Annotated in this window: 12 protein-coding genes; 3 read left to right on the top strand and 9 right to left on the bottom strand. The window is 58.5% G+C overall.

Features of this window, described 5'->3' with window-relative positions; genetic code table 11:
* Positions 1-64: 64 nt before the first annotated feature.
* Complete coding sequence (locus IE102_RS03530; protein ID WP_189484991.1) at positions 65-2611, top strand: glycosyl hydrolase; 2547 nt, start codon at positions 65-67, stop codon at positions 2609-2611.
* Positions 2608-4029, top strand: coding sequence for a glycoside hydrolase family 28 protein (locus tag IE102_RS03525; protein ID WP_189484990.1), 1422 nt, complete (start codon positions 2608-2610; stop codon positions 4027-4029). Before IE102_RS03530 ends, IE102_RS03525 begins: the two co-directional genes overlap by 4 nt.
* Here the strand turns inward: IE102_RS03525 and IE102_RS03520 are convergent.
* From IE102_RS03520 to IE102_RS03485, 8 genes are all read right to left on the bottom strand, one after another.
* Positions 4026-4445: a Fur family transcriptional regulator gene (locus IE102_RS03520; RefSeq protein ID WP_189484989.1), complete on the bottom strand. Its 420-nt coding sequence runs from the start codon at positions 4443-4445 to the stop codon at positions 4026-4028. The two genes, IE102_RS03525 and IE102_RS03520, sit on opposite strands and share 4 nt — an antisense overlap.
* A 125-nt stretch (positions 4446-4570) precedes the next feature.
* The gene (locus tag IE102_RS03515) at positions 4571-5020 is read right to left on the bottom strand and encodes a GNAT family N-acetyltransferase (RefSeq protein WP_189484988.1); all 450 of its coding nucleotides are present in this window, start codon (positions 5018-5020) and stop codon (positions 4571-4573) included.
* Positions 5017-5712, bottom strand: coding sequence for a tRNA (adenosine(37)-N6)-threonylcarbamoyltransferase complex dimerization subunit type 1 TsaB (gene tsaB / locus IE102_RS03510; RefSeq protein ID WP_189484987.1), 696 nt, complete (start codon positions 5710-5712; stop codon positions 5017-5019). The genes IE102_RS03515 and tsaB overlap by 4 nt, the downstream gene beginning before the upstream one ends.
* Positions 5713-6282, bottom strand: coding sequence for a NifU family protein (locus IE102_RS03505; RefSeq protein ID WP_189484986.1), 570 nt, complete (start codon positions 6280-6282; stop codon positions 5713-5715). It abuts the gene before it with no gap.
* A 142-nt stretch (positions 6283-6424) separates the two neighbouring features.
* On the bottom strand, positions 6425-6892 hold the full coding sequence (locus IE102_RS03500) for a universal stress protein (RefSeq protein ID WP_189484985.1): 468 nt from the start codon (positions 6890-6892) through the stop codon (positions 6425-6427).
* Positions 6893-6901: 9 nt separating this feature from the next.
* Positions 6902-11812, bottom strand: a complete 4911-nt coding sequence (locus IE102_RS03495) for an NAD-glutamate dehydrogenase (RefSeq protein ID WP_189484984.1) — start codon at positions 11810-11812, stop codon at positions 6902-6904.
* Positions 11813-11924: 112 nt separating this feature from the next.
* Positions 11925-13253, bottom strand: coding sequence for a glycoside hydrolase family 130 protein (locus IE102_RS03490; protein ID WP_189484983.1), 1329 nt, complete (start codon positions 13251-13253; stop codon positions 11925-11927).
* Between the two features lie 23 nt (positions 13254-13276).
* Entirely contained in the window at positions 13277-15577 is a 2301-nt protein-coding gene (locus IE102_RS03485; protein ID WP_189484982.1) for a glycosyltransferase family 4 protein, read from the bottom strand.
* Positions 15578-16270: 693 nt separating this feature from the next.
* Here IE102_RS03485 and IE102_RS03480 point away from each other — a divergent pair.
* A complete protein-coding gene (locus IE102_RS03480; protein ID WP_189484981.1) occupies positions 16271-16834 on the top strand; it encodes a hypothetical protein in 564 nt (187 codons plus the stop codon).
* 159 nt (positions 16835-16993) lie between these two features.
* Here the strand turns inward: IE102_RS03480 and IE102_RS03475 are convergent, their stop codons facing one another.
* Positions 16994-17788 carry a DUF72 domain-containing protein gene (locus IE102_RS03475; protein ID WP_189484980.1) on the bottom strand — a complete coding sequence of 265 codons (795 nt, stop codon included), beginning with the start codon at positions 17786-17788 and terminating at the stop codon, positions 16994-16996.
* Positions 17789-17836 lie beyond the last annotated feature (48 nt).

The raw sequence follows: 17836 nt of genomic DNA, 5'->3' as shown, positions 1-17836 counted from the left end.
CCTGATTGTTTTTGATCGTTTTTTATGATAATTGGAGAAAAACTATAAAACCGAGGAAACATCCATGCGGAAATCCGCGTTCTGGCCTAGTCTTGCTCTGGCGATAGGGCTCTACGCTGCCACAGCTCAATCCGAAAGCCTCTATGAAGGCTTCACCACGCCCGCTGACGAAGCGCGTCCTATGGTGCGTTGGTGGTGGTTTGGACCGAATGTTGATGACGCCGAACTGGTACGCGAAATCAAGGCCATGAAGCAGGGCGGTTTTGGCGGCTTTGAGCTGGCCACACTCTATCCCCTGACGGTGGATGGCAATGTGCCCTATCTGTCTGACCGCCATATCGAAGCGGTACGGCTGGCCAATGAAACCGCGCGCACCGAAGGCTTAAGGGTCGATATCACGCTCGGTTCCGGCTGGCCGTTTGGCGGGCCCCACATCACCCCGGAACTGGCGTCATCACGGGTAAAACTTATCAAGCTACCCCTGCCCGCTCGCACGACCTCTGTGTCCCTGCCTGACCTCAACCCCGGTGAGCGGATCGTCGCCAGCTTTATCGGTACGGATGCGCAAACTGCCGAACTGGTCGAACCCGCCACTAAGGATGTCGCCGTCTGCGCCACCCCTGATGAGCGCACGGTGTTTATCGTCCTGCAAACCCCGACCGGACAGCAGGTCAAGCGCGCCTCGGTCGGCGGCGAAGGCTATGTCCTCGACCACATGAACCCCGCCTCGGTGAACGCTCACCTGAGCACCGTCGGTGACCGGCTGATGACGGCGTTCAGCGCTGGCCCGCCCTATGCCGTTTTCAGCGATAGCCTTGAAGCCTACGGCACCGATTGGACCGGCGATATGCTCAGTGAATTTCAAAAACGCCGGGGCTATGACCTTAAGCCACACCTGCTCAAATGGTTTGAAGACGCCCCAGATAGTGCCGCCATCCGCCGCGACTGGGGGCTGACCCTGGCTGAACTGGTGGAAGAACGCTATCTCACGCCGGTCAATGACTGGGCCAAAACCAAAGGCACGCGCTTTCGCTCCCAGACCTATGGCCACCCGCCGGTCAGGCTGTCGTCGGTGCGCCTGACCGATCTGGCCGAAGGCGAAGGGGCGGACTGGCGCATCTTTTCGCGGCTGCGCTGGATCAGTTCGGCCAATCATCTTTATGGCAAGCCGGTTACTTCCGCAGAGGCGTGGACCTGGCTGCATCAGGGCGCCTTTCAGGCCGCACCTATAGACATCAAGTCCGAAGCCGACACGCTCATGCTGCAAGGGGCCAATCAGTTTATCGCTCACGGTTGGCCCTACTCGCCGCCGGAAGCGGGCGAACCCGGCTGGGCCATGTATGCCGCCGCCGTGTTCAATGACCATAATCCGTGGTGGATCGTCATGCCGGACATCAATCTCTACCTCCAGCGCATGAGCTGGCTGCTGCGGCAGGGTGAGCCGGTGGCCGATGTCGCCATCTATCTGCCGCAGGACGACGCTTTGGGCGCCTCAAAACCCGGCAATGTATCGATTGACGGCCAATTGGGCCGCCGTATTAGCCGTACACTCACCGCACAAATCCTCGATGCCGGATTCAGCTTTGACTATGTTGACGATCAGGCCCTGTCAGCGCCCGGCTTTCGTCATAAGGTGCTGATCCTGCCCAAGGTTACGTCGATCAACCCGCAAACCTTTAAACAGATCGAAGCCTTTGAAAAGGCAGGCGGCGCGGTGATCGCCGTCGATCAGGCTCCCACCGGTGCCCGCGTGTTTAACACGATCCCTGAATCAGACTTAAGCGCAAAACTGGTAACCCTCACCACGCCGGACGTCATCGGACTCACGCCTGAGGTCGGGTTTGTGCATCGTAAATTAAACGACAGCGATCTCTATTTCGTCGCCAATACCGGCAACAGGGCCGTGACCCTGCCGCTTAAGTTTCGCGCCGGATCGTCCGGTCAGTGGTGGAACCCGATAGACGCTACGGCCCACATCTGGGGCGGCGAACCGGTGACACTGGCCCCTTATGAATCGCGGCTGTTCGTCTTTGGCGCGGCCGATAAGGCGGGGCCTGCAAAGAGAACGCCCCCTCAGCGCCGCCCCCTTGACGGTGGCTGGAGCATTGCCTTCGGGGATCAACCCGCCAAGCCTTTAGCGACCTTCGGATCATGGACTGATGACCCCGCCAAGGCGCATTATTCGGGCATCGTGACCTACAGCCGCACGGTTAAACTCACCCCTGCCGATCTGGCGGCGGGACTGACGCGCTTAAGTTTCGGCGAAGGCACGCCGGAATCCATTCCCTCTGACCGCCGCACCGGCAGTCAGGCCTGGCTGTCCGCGCCGGTGCGCGATGCTGCCGAAGTTTTCGTCAATGGCAAACGGGCCGGCGCGGTGTGGACATCGCCGTTTTTCATCGACCTGAAGCCCCACCTCACGGCTGGTAACAACCGCATTGAAATCCGCGTTGCAAATACCGCCATCAATACCCTGTCAGGTCAGCCGCCCGCCAATTACAGCGCCCTTACCGCCAAATATGGTGAGCGCTTTACCCCGCAAAACATGAACAACCTCAAACCCTTGCCCTCCGGCCTGATGCAGGCGCCGGTGCTGGAGACCGCGCCATGATCAAGCCACCCCTTTCCCGCCGTTCCGTGTTGTATGCCGGGTTTGCCGTCCCGCTGCTTGGGGCCTGTGCGGGTTGGTCGCGGGGCTTGTCGTCCAAACAGGTTTCAGTCACCGCCCCGTTTGATATGCCCTCAATCACGGTTCCCGATTTTACGGATGCGCCGCGTTTTGTGATCAGCGATTTTGGTGCCTCGCAGGGAACGTCTTTGGGGGATCAGGCCGCCACAAGTGCCGCCATATCTAAGGCCATAGATGCCGCCCATGCGGCAGGTTCTGGCACCGTTATCATCCCCCAAGGCATGTGGCCGACCGGGCCGATCCATTTCAAAAGCCATGTCAATCTGCACTTGGCCAAAGGGGCGGTTCTGCTGTTTTCCGAAAAGCCTGCGGACTATCTGCCCGCCGTGCAGACCTCATGGGAGGGGATCGAGTGTTTCAACTTTTCGCCGCTGGTCTATGCTTTCGACTGCGAAAATGTCGCGATTACCGGTGAGGGCACGCTCAAGGCCAGGCTCGATGTCTGGCAGGTCTGGTATAAACGCCCCAAACCGCACATGGACGCGCTGGTGGCACTCTATAACATGGCCTATCAGAACGTGCCGGTGGCTGAGCGCAACATGGCGGTCGGCGACAATAATCTACGGCCACATTTTGTGCAGTTCAACCGCTGCCGCAACGTCCTGATCGAAGGCATTTCCATTGAGAACAGTCCGTTCTGGACGATCCATCCGCTGCTATGCCGCGATGTCGTCGTCCGCCGCGTCAAGGTCCGCGCCCACGGCCATAACAACGACGGTGTCGACCCGGAAATGAGCCAGAACGTGCTGATCGAAGACTGCGTGTTTGATCAGGGTGACGACGCCATTTCCGTAAAATCGGGTCGCGATATGGATGCCTGGCGGCTGAATACGCCGGCCAAAAACATCGTCATGCGCAACTGTCAGATCAAAAACGGCCATCAGCTTATGGCCATCGGCAGCGAGCTATCCGGCGGGATCGAAAACGTGCTGGTCGATAACTGCCATTTTGTAGGGGATGGCAGCGGCGCCGACGGTCACGCGGTGCCAATCAATAACCTGCTGTTTGTCAAGACCAATGAGCGGCGCGGCGGCTTTGTGAAAAACATCCATATGTCGAACGTCAGCGCTACCAAAATCGCCGGTAGTGTGCTGGCCGTAGAAACCGACGTGCTCTATCAGTGGAAGACCCTGCTGCCGACCTATGTGCGGAAATTAACCCCGATCGAGGGTCTGCATGTGTCAAACATCGCCGTGGGTGAAGCTAAGCACCTGTGCGCCATCTCAGCCGAGGCCGAAATGCCGGTGAAAAACGTCAGTCTGCGGGGCGTGGCGGCGCAGACCTTAACGGGTGCGCCGGTCGTGACAAAACATGTCGAAGGCTTTGTGAACGGGACTTAGGCCTTGGTGTCTTCATCGAGCGGCACGCCATAGAGCTCAAGCTTATGGCCGACCAGCTTGAAGCCCAGCTTTTGCGCCAGCGCTTCTTTTAAAGTCTCAATCTCCTGATCGAAAAACTCGATGACCTGACCGGTCTTGATATTGATCAGGTGATCGTGGTGGTCGTCGCCAGCCTGCTCATAGCGTGAGCGGCCATCACCGAAATCGTGGCGTTCGACCACACCGGCTTCTTCAAACAGGCGCACGGTGCGATACACGGTCGCCAGCGAAATATGCGGGTCAAGGGCAGCGGCGCGGCGATACAGCTCTTCGACATCCGGGTGATCGGTCGCCTGAGACAGGACGCGCGCGACGATGCGGCGCTGATCGGTCATGCGCATGCCTTTTTCAATGCACTGCTTTTCGATACGATCCATGAGGACAACGCTCCCGTATTTAGCTTTATTCGACGCGGTTTCAACGCGGCCAAACCCAATGAAGCACAGGTTTAAGGATTGATGACCGCAAGCGCAAGACAGAATGTCGCAGGCCCTGACCAAATTCAGCCGCAGCACAGATCAAGGCGCAACACATCCCCATCGACCGGCGGACCGATACGGCGGCTATAATAGGATTTACGCTTGCCCACCCGCACAAAGCCGAACTTTTTATAAAGTGCCCATGCTGCCGGATTATCGACCGCAACTTCTAAGAAAATGCTCTCGCATCCGCGACCTTTCAGGTCATCGATAACGGCGTTTAAAAGTGCGGTGGCCAGACCCCGGTTGTGCGCATCCGCGCGTGTCGCCAGCGTTAATATTTCTGCTTCTTGAGAAATAAATGACAAAAACACAAATGACTGAATTTCATTATTTATTTTTACGTATTTAGCCAAAGTCGTATTTTTGGCCAATAATTCTATAAATTCAGAATCTTTCCAGACAAAATCGAAATTTTGTTCGTGAATTATAGAAATATCAGGCGTATATTGACCAATATCCTCAATAATCATGCCCGTGGACGCTCCGTATCGAAGCGGACAATCCGTTTATCGGACACCTTGGCGTCGGGTTCACGGATATAGACCGGTTTAACATCTGAACGGTCTAAATCATCAAATCCCAGACGCGCCATGGCCTGAGTTGAGGGACAAATCTGCGGTATGACCAAAGCTTGCGGCCAGTATGACCGGACATGATCGCCGCCATTGCCGGTCAGAACGCCCACATCAGGCACAGTGTTCGCATAGGCAGTAAGGGCTTCATTATCATTAATATTCAATGATATAGGTGAAGTTATGGCGGCCATACCGTCAAAGGCCTGCACATAGACCTGCCCGCGTCCGGCCTCGATCACCACCAAACGGCGCGTGTCCGTAAGCCCCTCAAACGCGGCCATCGCCTCTAAGGTTGAAAAACCGCGTAAACGCACACCCGCACCTTCGGCCAGCCCCTTGGCAAAGGATAAACCGACCCGAAGCCCGGTAAATGACCCCGGCCCAAGCGTCACGCAGACCCGGTCAAGAGCTTTTGGATTAATTCCGGCTTTATGGAAGCAATTCCAGATTTGCGGGCCGATATGCTCCTGATGGCCGCGGCTCATAAGTGCGGTATCATCATAAAGGCACGTCAGGCCATTCGGGTCGCTTTCATAGAGCCCGACCGTACAGGCGCCGACCGATGTATCGATAACCAGCCCCAGCACCTAAAGCACCGACTCCACATGCTTTACTTCGGGGACATAGTGCTTCATCAGCGATTCAACACCCTGTTTCAGGGTTGCCGATGAAGACGGGCAACCCGAACAGGCGCCGCGCATGTGCAGCCATAAGGTTCCGCTATCTTCATCAAAGCGATCAAACTCAATATCGCCGCCGTCCTGAGCCACAGCCGGACGCACCCGCGTATCGAGCAGTTCCTTGATTTCGGCCACGATCTGACCCAGTTCGCCCTCATAGACGACCGCGTCTTTTTCGGCCTCGGCCTCATTCAAAATTGGCTTGCCGGAGCTATAGAAATCCATGATCGCGGCCAGAATCGGCGCCTTAATCTGCGCCCAGATCAGGCCCGATTCCGGGTCGCGGCGCACGGTCAGAAAATCATGGCCGAAATAAACCCCGGATACACCGTCAATCTGAAACAAAGCCAGAGCCAGCGGTGATTTTTCCGCCTCGGTCTCGGTGCGCAGATCAAGTGATCCGCCGCTTAAAACTTCACGGCCGGGGATGAACTTGATGACGTCGGGATTGGGCGTGGCTTCGGTCTGAATAAACATAAGCAAATTCCTGAAGGGCCGTATCGCTATAGTCGCCCTAGATTTTGGGGTGTCGCGCAATTTATCCAAAAACCGCTTCACACTTTTTGGATTGCGCTCATACGCCTCACATGGCCCTAAAGCGCCCAAAAAACAAGCCCCATCAGACCAGATCGAGAATCGCCGCCTCGTCCAGATCGCCCGGCACGATGGTGATGGGGATAGGCCGCCCGCCGCCGAGACTGGCCACCCCATCGCGCATGAGGCTTGAAATCAGCGGCCCCGGATCACGGCCGGAGGCTGAGGCCAGCACCAGAATTTTCAAGCCGCGATCCTCAGAGATCAGGGCCTTGATGGCATCACGCACGGCCCCGATCTTGATAATGATTTCCGCCGGATGGCCCGATTTGACGGCGGCAATATCGGCAAGCTTGGACAACAGGGATTCGGCCTCGGCCCGTTGTTCGCGCTCGATCTCATCGCGCACCCCGGCCCATTGGGTGTAGTCGGTTTCCGGCAGAACCCTAAGCAGGGTCACCACCCCTTGGGTCGCTTTCGCGCGCCCACAGGCGTAGGTGAGTGCGGCCTGAAACTCAGGGGAATCGTCGGCAATAATCAAAAATTTGCGCACGAAGGGGCCCTATAACCTGTTGATCCATTCCCTGAGCACCGCATTAACGATGGTCAGCTTGGCAAAACTCCAGGATGCGGCGGCCCCCTGAGTGGATTGCTCGATATCTTCTATCATCTGACGGGCCGGATCAATAAGCGCTTTATGCGCCTCGGCCCAGTCGGCCAGTTGCGCCGCCGGATCGATAAGCGCCGGACCACTTCCTAAAATCGCCGCCACAACGCTTTTGTGTTCGGCCAGCAGGTCTTCGGTCAGGCGACGCAGGGCCATGCGGTCCCACGGATCGGCGCTGAACAGCTCATGCGCCCCGGCCCGCAGGCGATCAAAGCCGAACCGCTCACCGGCCAGATAATAGAGCCGCGCCACGGCCTTAAGGTCAAAACCATGCTTTACCGACAGGTCGATGATATCCGTAGCGCTGGTGAACGAGCGCAGATAGGCGATGCGGCCCGCCAAGGCTTCGTCCGCACCCGTCGCCTTCAGGCGCTCAAGCCGACGCGCGACATTGCCGCTGTCATACACACTGATCAGATCAGGCCCGTGAGCCAGCAGTTCGGCAACACCGGCCTGATAGTTTGAGACCAGCTCATCAACCGCCTTGCCTTCTGTGCCGAACCGACGCGCCAACCAGTAGGTCTGGCGGCGCAGGAACAAAGCGATTTCCTGATAGAGCGCGGTCTGGGCCGACGCCGGGATGATATTATCGAGCTCGGAGACCTGATCCCACAGGGCGTTAAGGCCAAACAGCCGCCTTGCAGTCTCAAACGCCAGCACCAACACGCGCGCGTCGACACCGGCGGACTTCACCAGACGGGCCGGGAAACTGGCGCCCGTCATATTGACGATATCGTTAGCCAGAACCGTACTGATGATTTCCCGCTTCAGGCGGTGGCCGTTGATCTCAGTGACATAGCCATGCAGGGCATCGGGGAAATAATCGATCAGCATCCGCTCAAAGGCCGCATCATCAGGCGCTGATGAGGCCACGATATCGTCAAACAAAACGATCTTGGCATATGCCGTGGTGACAGCCAGTTCCGGCCGGAACAGTCCCTGATTTTGGCTTTTGCGGGCTTCGAGGACGGCATTTGAGGGCAGGCCCTCAACCTTGCGGTCCAGTTTCCCGCGCGCCTCAAGCCCCGACATGAACATCTGAGCCGCACCATTATCGGCAAAGGCACTGGCTTCCTGCAGGGTCAGCGCCAAGGTCTGACGGTAATTATGTTGCAGCACATGGCTTGCCACATCATCGGTCATGGAGGCCAGCAGCGCATCACGCTCCGGCATGGTCATCCGTCCACCCGTGACCAGCGACCCCAGCAAGATCTTGATATTGACCTCATGGTCGGAACAATCGACCCCGGCGGAATTATCAATGGCGTCGGTATTGAGCCGCACACCATTTTGGGCCGCTGCGATCCGTCCGGCTTGGGTCATGCCAAGGTTCGCCCCTTCGCCAATGACGTGGGCGCGCACTTCGGTCGCGTCGATACGAATGGCGTCATTGGCCTTGTCGCCGACCTCAAGGTGGCTCTGGGTCGGGGCTTTGACATAGGTGCCGATGCCGCCGAAATAGAGCAGTTCCGCCTCGGCCTTAAGGATCGCCTGCATCAGGTCGAACGGCGAAACTGCATCGGCCTCGATCCCCAGCAGGGCCTTGATTTCCGGCGTCAGGTCGATCGATTTCAGGCCGCGCGAAAACACGCCCCCACCGGTTGAGATCAGGGATTTGTCATAGTCCTGCCAGCTTGAGCGCGGCAAGGCAAACAGCCGCTCGCGCTCTGTGAACGAAGTCTCCGCATCCGGGTTGGGGTCTATGAAAATATCGCGGTGATCAAAGGCCGCAACCAGCTTGGTCTGGTGCGACAGCAACAGGCCATTGCCGAACACATCGCCCGACATGTCGCCCACACCCACGACGGTGAACGGTTCAGACTGAATGTCTTTGCCCAATTCGCGGAAGTGGCGCTTAACCGCCTCCCACGCTCCGCGCGCGGTAATGCCCATGGCCTTGTGGTCATAGCCCACACTGCCGCCCGAGGCAAAGGCGTCTCCCAGCCAGAAGCCATAATCGGCCGAGACGCCATTGGCGATATCCGAGAACGTGGCCGTGCCCTTATCGGCGGCGACCACCAGATAAGGGTCGGGCTCATCCCACATGACGACAGCCGCCGGATGCACAATCTCACCCTTGGGGCCGATATTGTCGGTCAGATCGAGCAGTCCCGACAGGAAGGTCTTATAGGCGCGAATGGCCTCATTGCGAATGGCATCGGGCGTGCCGCCCTTGGGCAGGGATTTGGGGAAGAACCCGCCTTTGGAGCCGACCGGCACAATGACGGCGTTCTTGACTTGTTGCGCCTTGACGAGGCCCAGCACCTCGGTGCGGAAATCATCCTTGCGGTCGGACCAGCGCAAGCCCCCGCGTGCCACCGGCCCAAAGCGTAAGTGTACGCCGTTAACATCGGGCGACCAGACAAAGATTTCGCGGAACGGCTTGGGGTCGGGCAGATCGATCAGGTCACGGCTTTTGACCTTGAACGAGATATAGGTCTTGGGCTGGCCGTTGGCAGCAGGTTGATAATAGTTGGTGCGCACCATCGCCCCGATCAGGGCCGCCAGACGGCGCAGCACACGGTCCTGCTCGAAGTTGGACACGGTTTGCAACAGGGTATCGATGCGCGCTTTGGCGGCCTCAACTTCGGTTGTGCGGGCCGTAATGTCCCCACTGGCAGGATCAAATTTCAGCTCAAAATAGCGCCACAGGGCTTCGGTCACGTCACGGTTTTCACGCAAGGCCTGCTGTTGCACCGCAGGCGATGGATCAAGGCCCGATTGCTGGCGATAGAGGCACAGGGCCCGCAGCAAGGCGGTCTGACGCCAATCCGCGCCCGTCACCAGCAGGGCGTTAAAGCCGTCGTTTTCGGTCAGCCCCTGCCACAGGGCAAGTGCGCCCGCCTCAAAGCGCTGCCTGAAGGCGGCAAAATCGCTGATCTTTGTCGGCGAATGGACGATGAATTCGTGCACCCAGAAATAGGTCTTGCCGTCCGGCCCATCGACAATGACTTCACTGCCGTCTTCTTCGAGGGTTTTCAGGCCCATATTGTCAAGGATAGGCAGGATATCCGACAGGGCAATGGCCGTGCGGGCGCGCTGATACAGCTTAAAGGCAAACTGGGTTTCCGAATCCTCCAGCCGCTGATAGGCGCGCAAATTGAGCGGCGATGAGGCTTCCAGCCGCGACAGATACCAGATGTCTCTTATGGCCTCATAGGGGTCATAGCGCTCCTGATAGCCGCTCGGTAAAGCGCGCGCCCAGGCATGCCAGCGGATATCGCCCGGAAAGGCGTCCAGCCCCAATATGGTTTGGGGATCACCGTCGTGAACCAGAGCCTCGACCTTTTGCGGCCACGCCCGCGTCAGGTTTTCGATATCGGTTTCAAGGTCCGAAACGGAAGGATCGAAATGATCGCCCGGCGTCACCCCGATAATGTAGTGCAGGCACGACAGCAGTGAATCACTGACATACGGATAAACCGCCGACACGCGGCCCATAAAGGCGTCAGCCAGACGCGTCCCGATTTTTTGGTGCAGGACGACCTGATAAAGCTCACGCGGGATATAGACCAGCACGGAGATAAAGCGGTCAAACGGATCGGGACGGGTAAATATCCGCACCCGCGGCCGGTCCGACAGGTGCAATATACCGCGCGAAATGCGCAGCAAATCGGCCGCTTCCATTTGGAACAGCTCGTCGCGCGGATAGGTCTCAATAATGTTTTTCAGGCGCTTATCGGCATAGCCGCCGTTATTGAAGCCAATGACCTTGGATTGGGTCAGGACATAGTCGGCCTTTTTGCGGATCAGCGGCACTTCGAATGCTGGGCGATCGTAAGCCTCAGAGGTGAACAGGCCGACAAAGCGAACCTCACCGGACGGCTTGCCATCCTCGCCATACCGCTTGATGCCGATATAGTCCATGTAGACCCGGCGGTGGACGCGGGATTTGAGATTGGCCTTGGCCACCGTCACCGGCTCAGAATTTTCAAGCTGATTGAGGATTTGCGCGCTGAGGACTGCCGGCTCCGATGAGCGGCGCAGGATCGGACGGTCGGCATCACGCAATATGCCAAAGCCTTCCTGCAACAGGTTTAGCGGCCCCTCCTGCGTATATCCGCCATCGGCGTCACGCGGATAGACATAGCCCTTGGCGCCCAGGAAAACGAAATGGTTGTTTTGCACCCAGCGCAGAAAGGCCAGGTTTTCATCCAAAATGGCCGGATCGATTTTAGCGTTTAAGCCCTCCAGCGCCTCGATCTCATGGGCCAGCAACTTGAGCATACGCGGGAAATCCAGCACCGCCAGCCGCAGATCATTCAGGGTCTTATCGACCCCCTCCAGAATACGCCCATGAACCTCCGTCGGCTGTCGCTCGACAAACACCATGATCATGGACTCTTTGGCAGTTCCGTCCTCAACCCGGCGACCCGTATCATCACGGTCAACCGCCACGACCGGATGGAACATGGAACGGATCGACACGCCCTGATCGATCAGTTCGCCCATCAGGCTTTCGACGATAAAGGGCGCATCCGACTGAATGACGCTCAAGATATCATAGCCGCCAGCCGCCGTAAGCCGGGTCAGCACCTGATTGCCGCCCTGACGGACATCGCCCATTGCCCAGAATTCAGCCAGATGGTGCGCCAGATCAGCGGGGGCAAGATCGGACAGCTCTTCCGGATCGTAGTCTTCGATGATCTGGTGGACAAAGGCACTTTGCGCCGGGTTAAGCTGCTCAGGCGGCACGCCAAGAGCCGCAGCAAAGGCCGCGATCAGCGCAGGACCTGCCCTTCCCTCATCCTGCCTGGCCTCTTCCTGTCCGGTGGTTGCGGGGCGGCGAAGGGCATTGTCGTCCATAATCGGTCTGCCTTAAGTCAAATCAGAGGTCGTTTGGCGCGGGATGATGATCCACATTTCTTAACAAAACAATCCCCTAAGACCCATCACCCAGACCGTGCGCCGTTCACATCTACTTCACCGGCTCGACTATCGGCTGGCTGGCCTGTTCGGCCCCGACGCCCAGATGATTCAGGATATCTGAGATGCGCGCCGTCACGAACCGGATCGAGGAATCGGCGACTCCATAAGGGATCATGATCCACTCACCCGCCCGCATGCCGCCGCAGGTATAGACCACGTTCGGCACATAGCCTTCGCGGGTTTCCTCATCCGGCGACAGCAAGGGCACGGTTGAGCGCGCAATGACCTTGCGCGGGTCTTCCTTATCCAGCAGGGCCGCCGCCAGTGAATAGCGCCGCATGGCACCAACGCCGTGGGTCAGTAACAACCAGCCTTCGTCCAGTTCGATCGGTGAGCCGCAATTGCCCATCTGCACCAGCTCCCACGGATAGACCGGCTCAATGAAACGGTCGCCATAGTTCCAGACCGTCAGATCATCGCTCTCCAGGAAATACAGGCTTTCATGGTCAAGTCGTCCAATAGCGGCGTAACGGCCATTAATCTTACGCGGGAACAGCGCCAGCCCCTTATGGCGGGCGGCCTCACCGCGAAACGGAGTCATACGGAACGTCACGAAATCATCGGTTTCAAACAGCTCACACCCGATCTCACGTCCGGAATAGGCGGTATATGTGCCGATATAGGTAAAGCGACCGTTCTCATCTTGAAAATGCACCATGCGCAGGTCTTCAAGCCCGTTAGCCTGGGCGCGGGTGATGGGGAAAATGACCGTCGAGGAAATATTGCAAGCCGAATGACGGCGCAGTTCGATGGGGCCATCGGCACCCACATTATGGATAGGCGATGCCGCCACCACAAAATCACTTTCGTCCTTAAGCTCAATATTGCCGCTGCCACTCAGCACCCCCTCACGGAAGGAGATGGTCGAAATATGACCTTCACCCACGGTCCGCAGCGACATGATAAAGCGCACCTGGCCCTCCGCCATGCCCGACTGATCCGGGTGCGGCACAACCGACGGGTTCATGACGGCGGCGGCTTCAAAACTGTATTCGTGGGAAAAATAGGCCCCGATCAGCGCGCGATGATCGTCATCCAGATTATCCATACCGCCGATCAGTTGCTGTATCTGATTGAAGCGGTCGATGAAGATTTCACGGGTTTGCCAGTGGCGACCCTGAAAGTCGCGGTTCACATTGGCCAGTTCGGCCTGACACTGTTCCCGCGTCAGGCTAACCAGTTGATTGCAGATCCGGTGGGCACGCGATGCGCTGCCCTGCGCCGACCCGGTAGGCTGCACCGAGATTGAGAACGGACGCAAGACGACGCGCTCAGGGTTGGCGGTCAGCACGATCGGGCTGTGGTTAAGATTGGTCATTGGTTGTCCCCGTACTGCGTTGCTCAAAGGTTGGCCATCATGGCGGTCCAGCTCAGGTGATAGGCCAAAAGCGATTCCGCCCCCTGATTCTGGTTGCAGCCTTCCGGCGTCAGGCCGTCAAAGCAGCCGCCATCCGCCGTAATCAGCGACAGGCCGTGATCGTTTTCACCATGGAACCACGCAAACGCCCGAAACGCTTCGTCCTTCCAGCGCGTATCCTGCGTCACTCGCCACGCTGTCAGGCAGGCATTGAGGGTCGCCTGCACCTCCAGCGACTGCTGATCAAATAGCGCCACGGTCTGACCGCCCTGATCAAAGCGCGAGGTAGGCACCGGCCGGAAATGGCCGCCTTGGGTGCAGGTCTGCTGCGCCATCAGCCACGACAGAGTATCCGCCCCCTCATCAATCAGGCTTTGATCGCGTAAGGTTTCCCCGGCCAGAATAAGCCCTTCCGGCAGGCGGGCATTGTCATAGCTTAAGGCGGGCTCAAACCAGGCATGGCCGCCGTCGCTATGGTCGCTCAGGCCATTGCGCAACAACCGGCTCAGTTCGCGGATACGGGTGCGGATATCAGCCTCATCCCCGACATGGCCCAGAGCCCGCGACAAAACCCGGATCAGTATGGCGCGCGACCGCTGCGACGTCCAGTTCTCGCTCTGCGGGATAACGCGCTGGGCCAGTTCCTTGGCCCATAGCCTTAGATCATCAGGCAGGTTTGAGCGAACCGTGTCGATCAGGGACTCCAGCGTGCGCGCGCAGCAATCGTCCGATCCGCCGTCATCCAGCCAGTGGCGGCCATAGTCCATAAAGTTGCGGAACCGCTCACCCGTCCAGGCATGATTGACAAAGGCGGCGTAGGTATAGGCCAGCCGGTCACGGGTCGCACTTTCTTCGACCCACCCCGATTGCAGGGCGATCAGCGACAAAGCGCGGCAGTTATCATCGGTGCAATAGCCGTGATTTCTGTCGGCCAGCCGGAACTTGCCGTGCTGAAAAATGCCGCAGTCATCGCTCATGCGCTCAATGGCTTCCCACGACGGCGGATGGGTCAGGTAGTCGCGGGGGCGCTCAGGCTTTACGGGCCGCCCCGCGATGTTTCCGGCCGCGATCTTTCCGGTATCTATGTCGGCGGCGGCGCGGTTGACATAAGAGTCCGCGACCGCACTCCAGCGCGACGGGCGGGCATAGTCATAGGCGCGCTGAGACATGGCGGCGCGATGTTCGTCCGAGGTCAGAAGGTTTGAGATTTCGCGCGCAAAGGCCGCGCTGTCTTCAAACGGGCATATGATCCCGACCCCGTCCGCCAGCGCCTCTGCGGCATGCCAGTACGGCGTCGACACCACCGGACGGCCCAGCGCCAGCGCGTAACTCAAAGTTCCCGACGTGATCTGGGTTTCGGTCAGGTACGGCGTCACATAGATATCGGTCGCCTGAAGGATATCGATCAGTTCGGCATCATCCATAAATCGGTTCACAAAGACGATGTGGTCTTCGACGCCCAACTGGCGCGCCATATCCATCAGGCTGTCGCGGTAAGCTTCGCCCTGAGACGCCACCAGATGGGGATGGGTGGCGCCGACGATGAGATAGCTTAAGTCCGGCGTGCTATCGAGAATATCCGGCAGGGCCCTGATGATGGTCTCAATGCCCTTATTCGGCGACAGCAACCCAAAGGTCATCAGGGTTTTTTGGCCGCCCACGCCGAAGACTTCTTTAAATCGCTCCGTATCCCCCAGCGGGCGAGACGGCGCGCCATGCGGGACCACAAGGATCTGGGCATCGGGCACCTTATAGACCTCGCGCAGGATTTTCGCCCCGCGCTCGGCCATGGTGATCAGGGTTGATGAGACGCGGATCAATGCCGCCATGACCCGCTTCTGGTCATCATTGGGCGTTTCCAGCACCGTATGCAGGGTCGTCACGACCGGCATGTTCAGACGCTCAAGACATTCGATCAGGTATTCTCCGGCTGGGCCGCCGAAAATGCCAAACTCATGCTGCACGAACATCACATCGATACCGTCCGCATTAAGGCTTGCGGCCAGACGGCGATAGGCATCAGGGTCGTTCTGCGGGATCTGGTCGGTGACCACATCCGGATAATCATAAGCACCGTTCGGATCATTCATGGCAACCACCCGCCAGCCCGCCTTGGGCAAGGCGCGCGACAGGCAGGCATACATATCGCGGGTAAAGGTCGCCAGCCCGCACATACGCGGCGGGAAGTTACCCATAATGGCGGCGCGACGGATTTTAGGGGCAGACTGCGCCCGTTGGCTGGATTGCGGTGCCACCACCGCCACGTCAGCTAATTCAAAGGTCATATCCGATGACCCCACTCCTACAGTCTGTTCTTGCAGCATGATCCGACCTCAAATATGAAATGAACGCGCACCTCCACTGGCTGACAAACCGGGTTTGTCAGGTAAAATTCTAGTATCTTGAAGTAGGGTCCGGCGTAAATACGCCGCCTTTTACCGCAAACAACTTAGTAACGGTGGCTGGCACAAATTGTACGTTTAATACCTGTGCTATTTCCCATAAGAAAGCCATGGTAATTATAAAAATCAACCATCAGGAACGCATTAAGACCTTAAAACACCGTCCGTTCACGATGTTTTGAGCCGGCAGGGCCGCGGCCCTGCACCCGGAACCTGGCGCAGACGGACAGGTCGGTGCCTTTTTCTCCTCCCCTGTTTACGGGGGAGGTGGCGGCGAAGCCGTCGGAGGGGGCCATCTTTTTTCTCCTCCCTATCGCAGATGGGGAGGTGGCATTGAGCGCAGCGAAAATGACGGAGGGGGATAGAGCCGCCTGATTTCCGCCCACCGTCCTTAGTTTGCGTGATGCCTTAAAGCCGGTGCAGGCCACCTCGCCTCAGCCGTCCCCCTCCGTCGCGGACTACGCCGCGCCACCTCCCCATGCCTTTTAGCGCGCTACCGCTTCGCTACTTGAGCGCAGGCACAGGGAGGAGAAGAGAACTTATCCCCGTCCCGTCGATTTCCCCCATGCTAAAGGGATGGCATCCGACACGCACACCGCTGAACGCTACACGCCGCAAGAGCGGCGCGCGCGGCTGCGGGCCTTTGCCGACCGGATGCTGGGGCACCTCGAAGACTTAGACCCGCCGCAGGACGCATCTGAACTTGAGCGCACCGTGCGCGTGGGCCTGATGATCGAACGGCTCTATGCCCGCGTCGATATAGCTGAACGCCGAGCACCACCGCCGCCGCTCACCCCTGAACAAGAGGCTGCCGAGGCGGCTGAGGCCGTGCAAAGACGCGCCGAACATCACGCCTACTGGGTGGACCGCGTCAACGGTTTGCGGCTGATGCGTGAAGCCGAGGAAGCCAAAACACTTAAGCCCGCGCCTGCGCCGGTTTCGGCACCCTCGCCGCCCGTGTATACTGACTGGCCAAAGACCTGCGATGACGATTTTGAAGGCTACGGCGACGAAGACGACGACCTGATCGATGACCTGTCCGATGAGGTCATCGCACCTGTCGCCAAACCTGAGCCGCCCTTAGCGCGGGTTATCGACCCTCAAGACCCTCCGCAACGACCGGACTACGGCGGAGGGTAAGTAAGAGGCCCCCCTCCGACGGCTTCGCCGCCACCTCCCCCGGTACACCGGGGGAGTATGAGAAATCCCCCATATTTATACCTCCCCAACTTGTTGGGGAGGGGGACCGCACGAGCCGAAGGCGAGATGTGGTGGTGGGGGCTCTTTAAAACCGAACCGTCAGCCCTTCACGCGATCAATCAACGCCATGGCCGCCGCTGGATTAAGCACCTTATGGCCGCTGATGACAAAGGCATAGACATCGCGCGCCCTGCCATCGGTCGTGCGCTCAACCGCGTCGAGATCATCCGGAACCTTCCCGGCGGCATAGGTTTTAAGCCGCGTCGCCCAGGCGTCCAGCTCGGCCTCGCTGTAGCCTTTCGCCTCGCCTTCCCGCGTGCCCATCAGACGCAAATACACAAACGACGCGGTCACATCAGCGATTTGCGGAAAGTCTGAGTCCGCCGCCGTGATCACCGCGACGCCGTAGTGGCGCGCCATCTGCACAAATTCCGCACAGCGAAAGCTGTCATGGCGGACCTCAACCGCGTGCGTCAGATCGATGCCGTCGTGACGCTTTGGCAATAGTTTCAGGAACCCCTCGAAATCCACCGGGTCAAACTTTTTGGTAGCCATGAACTGCCAGTTGATCGGCCCCAGCTTGTGATTAAGCTCAGTGATGCCAGAGGTGATGAACTTTTCGATCGATTCACCCGCTTCGCTCAGCACGCGCCGGTTGGTGGTGTAGCGCGACCCTTTGAGGGTAAAGACAAAATCCTGCGGCGTCTCTTCAAACCATTTGATATAGGACGCCGGCTTCATCGAACCGTAATAGGTGCCGTTGACCTCAATCGCCGTCATCTGGCGGGCGGCATATTCCAGTTCGCGCTTCTGCGTCAGGCCATCAGGATAGAACGGCCCGCGCCAGTCCTCATAGGTCCAGCCGCCGATGCCAATGCGGATTGTTCCGGTCATGATGCGTATCCTGCTGATGATGTGTAAGGATACGGTGCCTTGTGCCGT

Source organism: Asticcacaulis endophyticus (assembly GCF_014652575.1).
Lineage (GTDB): Bacteria > Pseudomonadota > Alphaproteobacteria > Caulobacterales > Caulobacteraceae > Asticcacaulis > Asticcacaulis endophyticus.
This window is presented reverse-complemented; position numbering and strand designations above follow the sequence as displayed.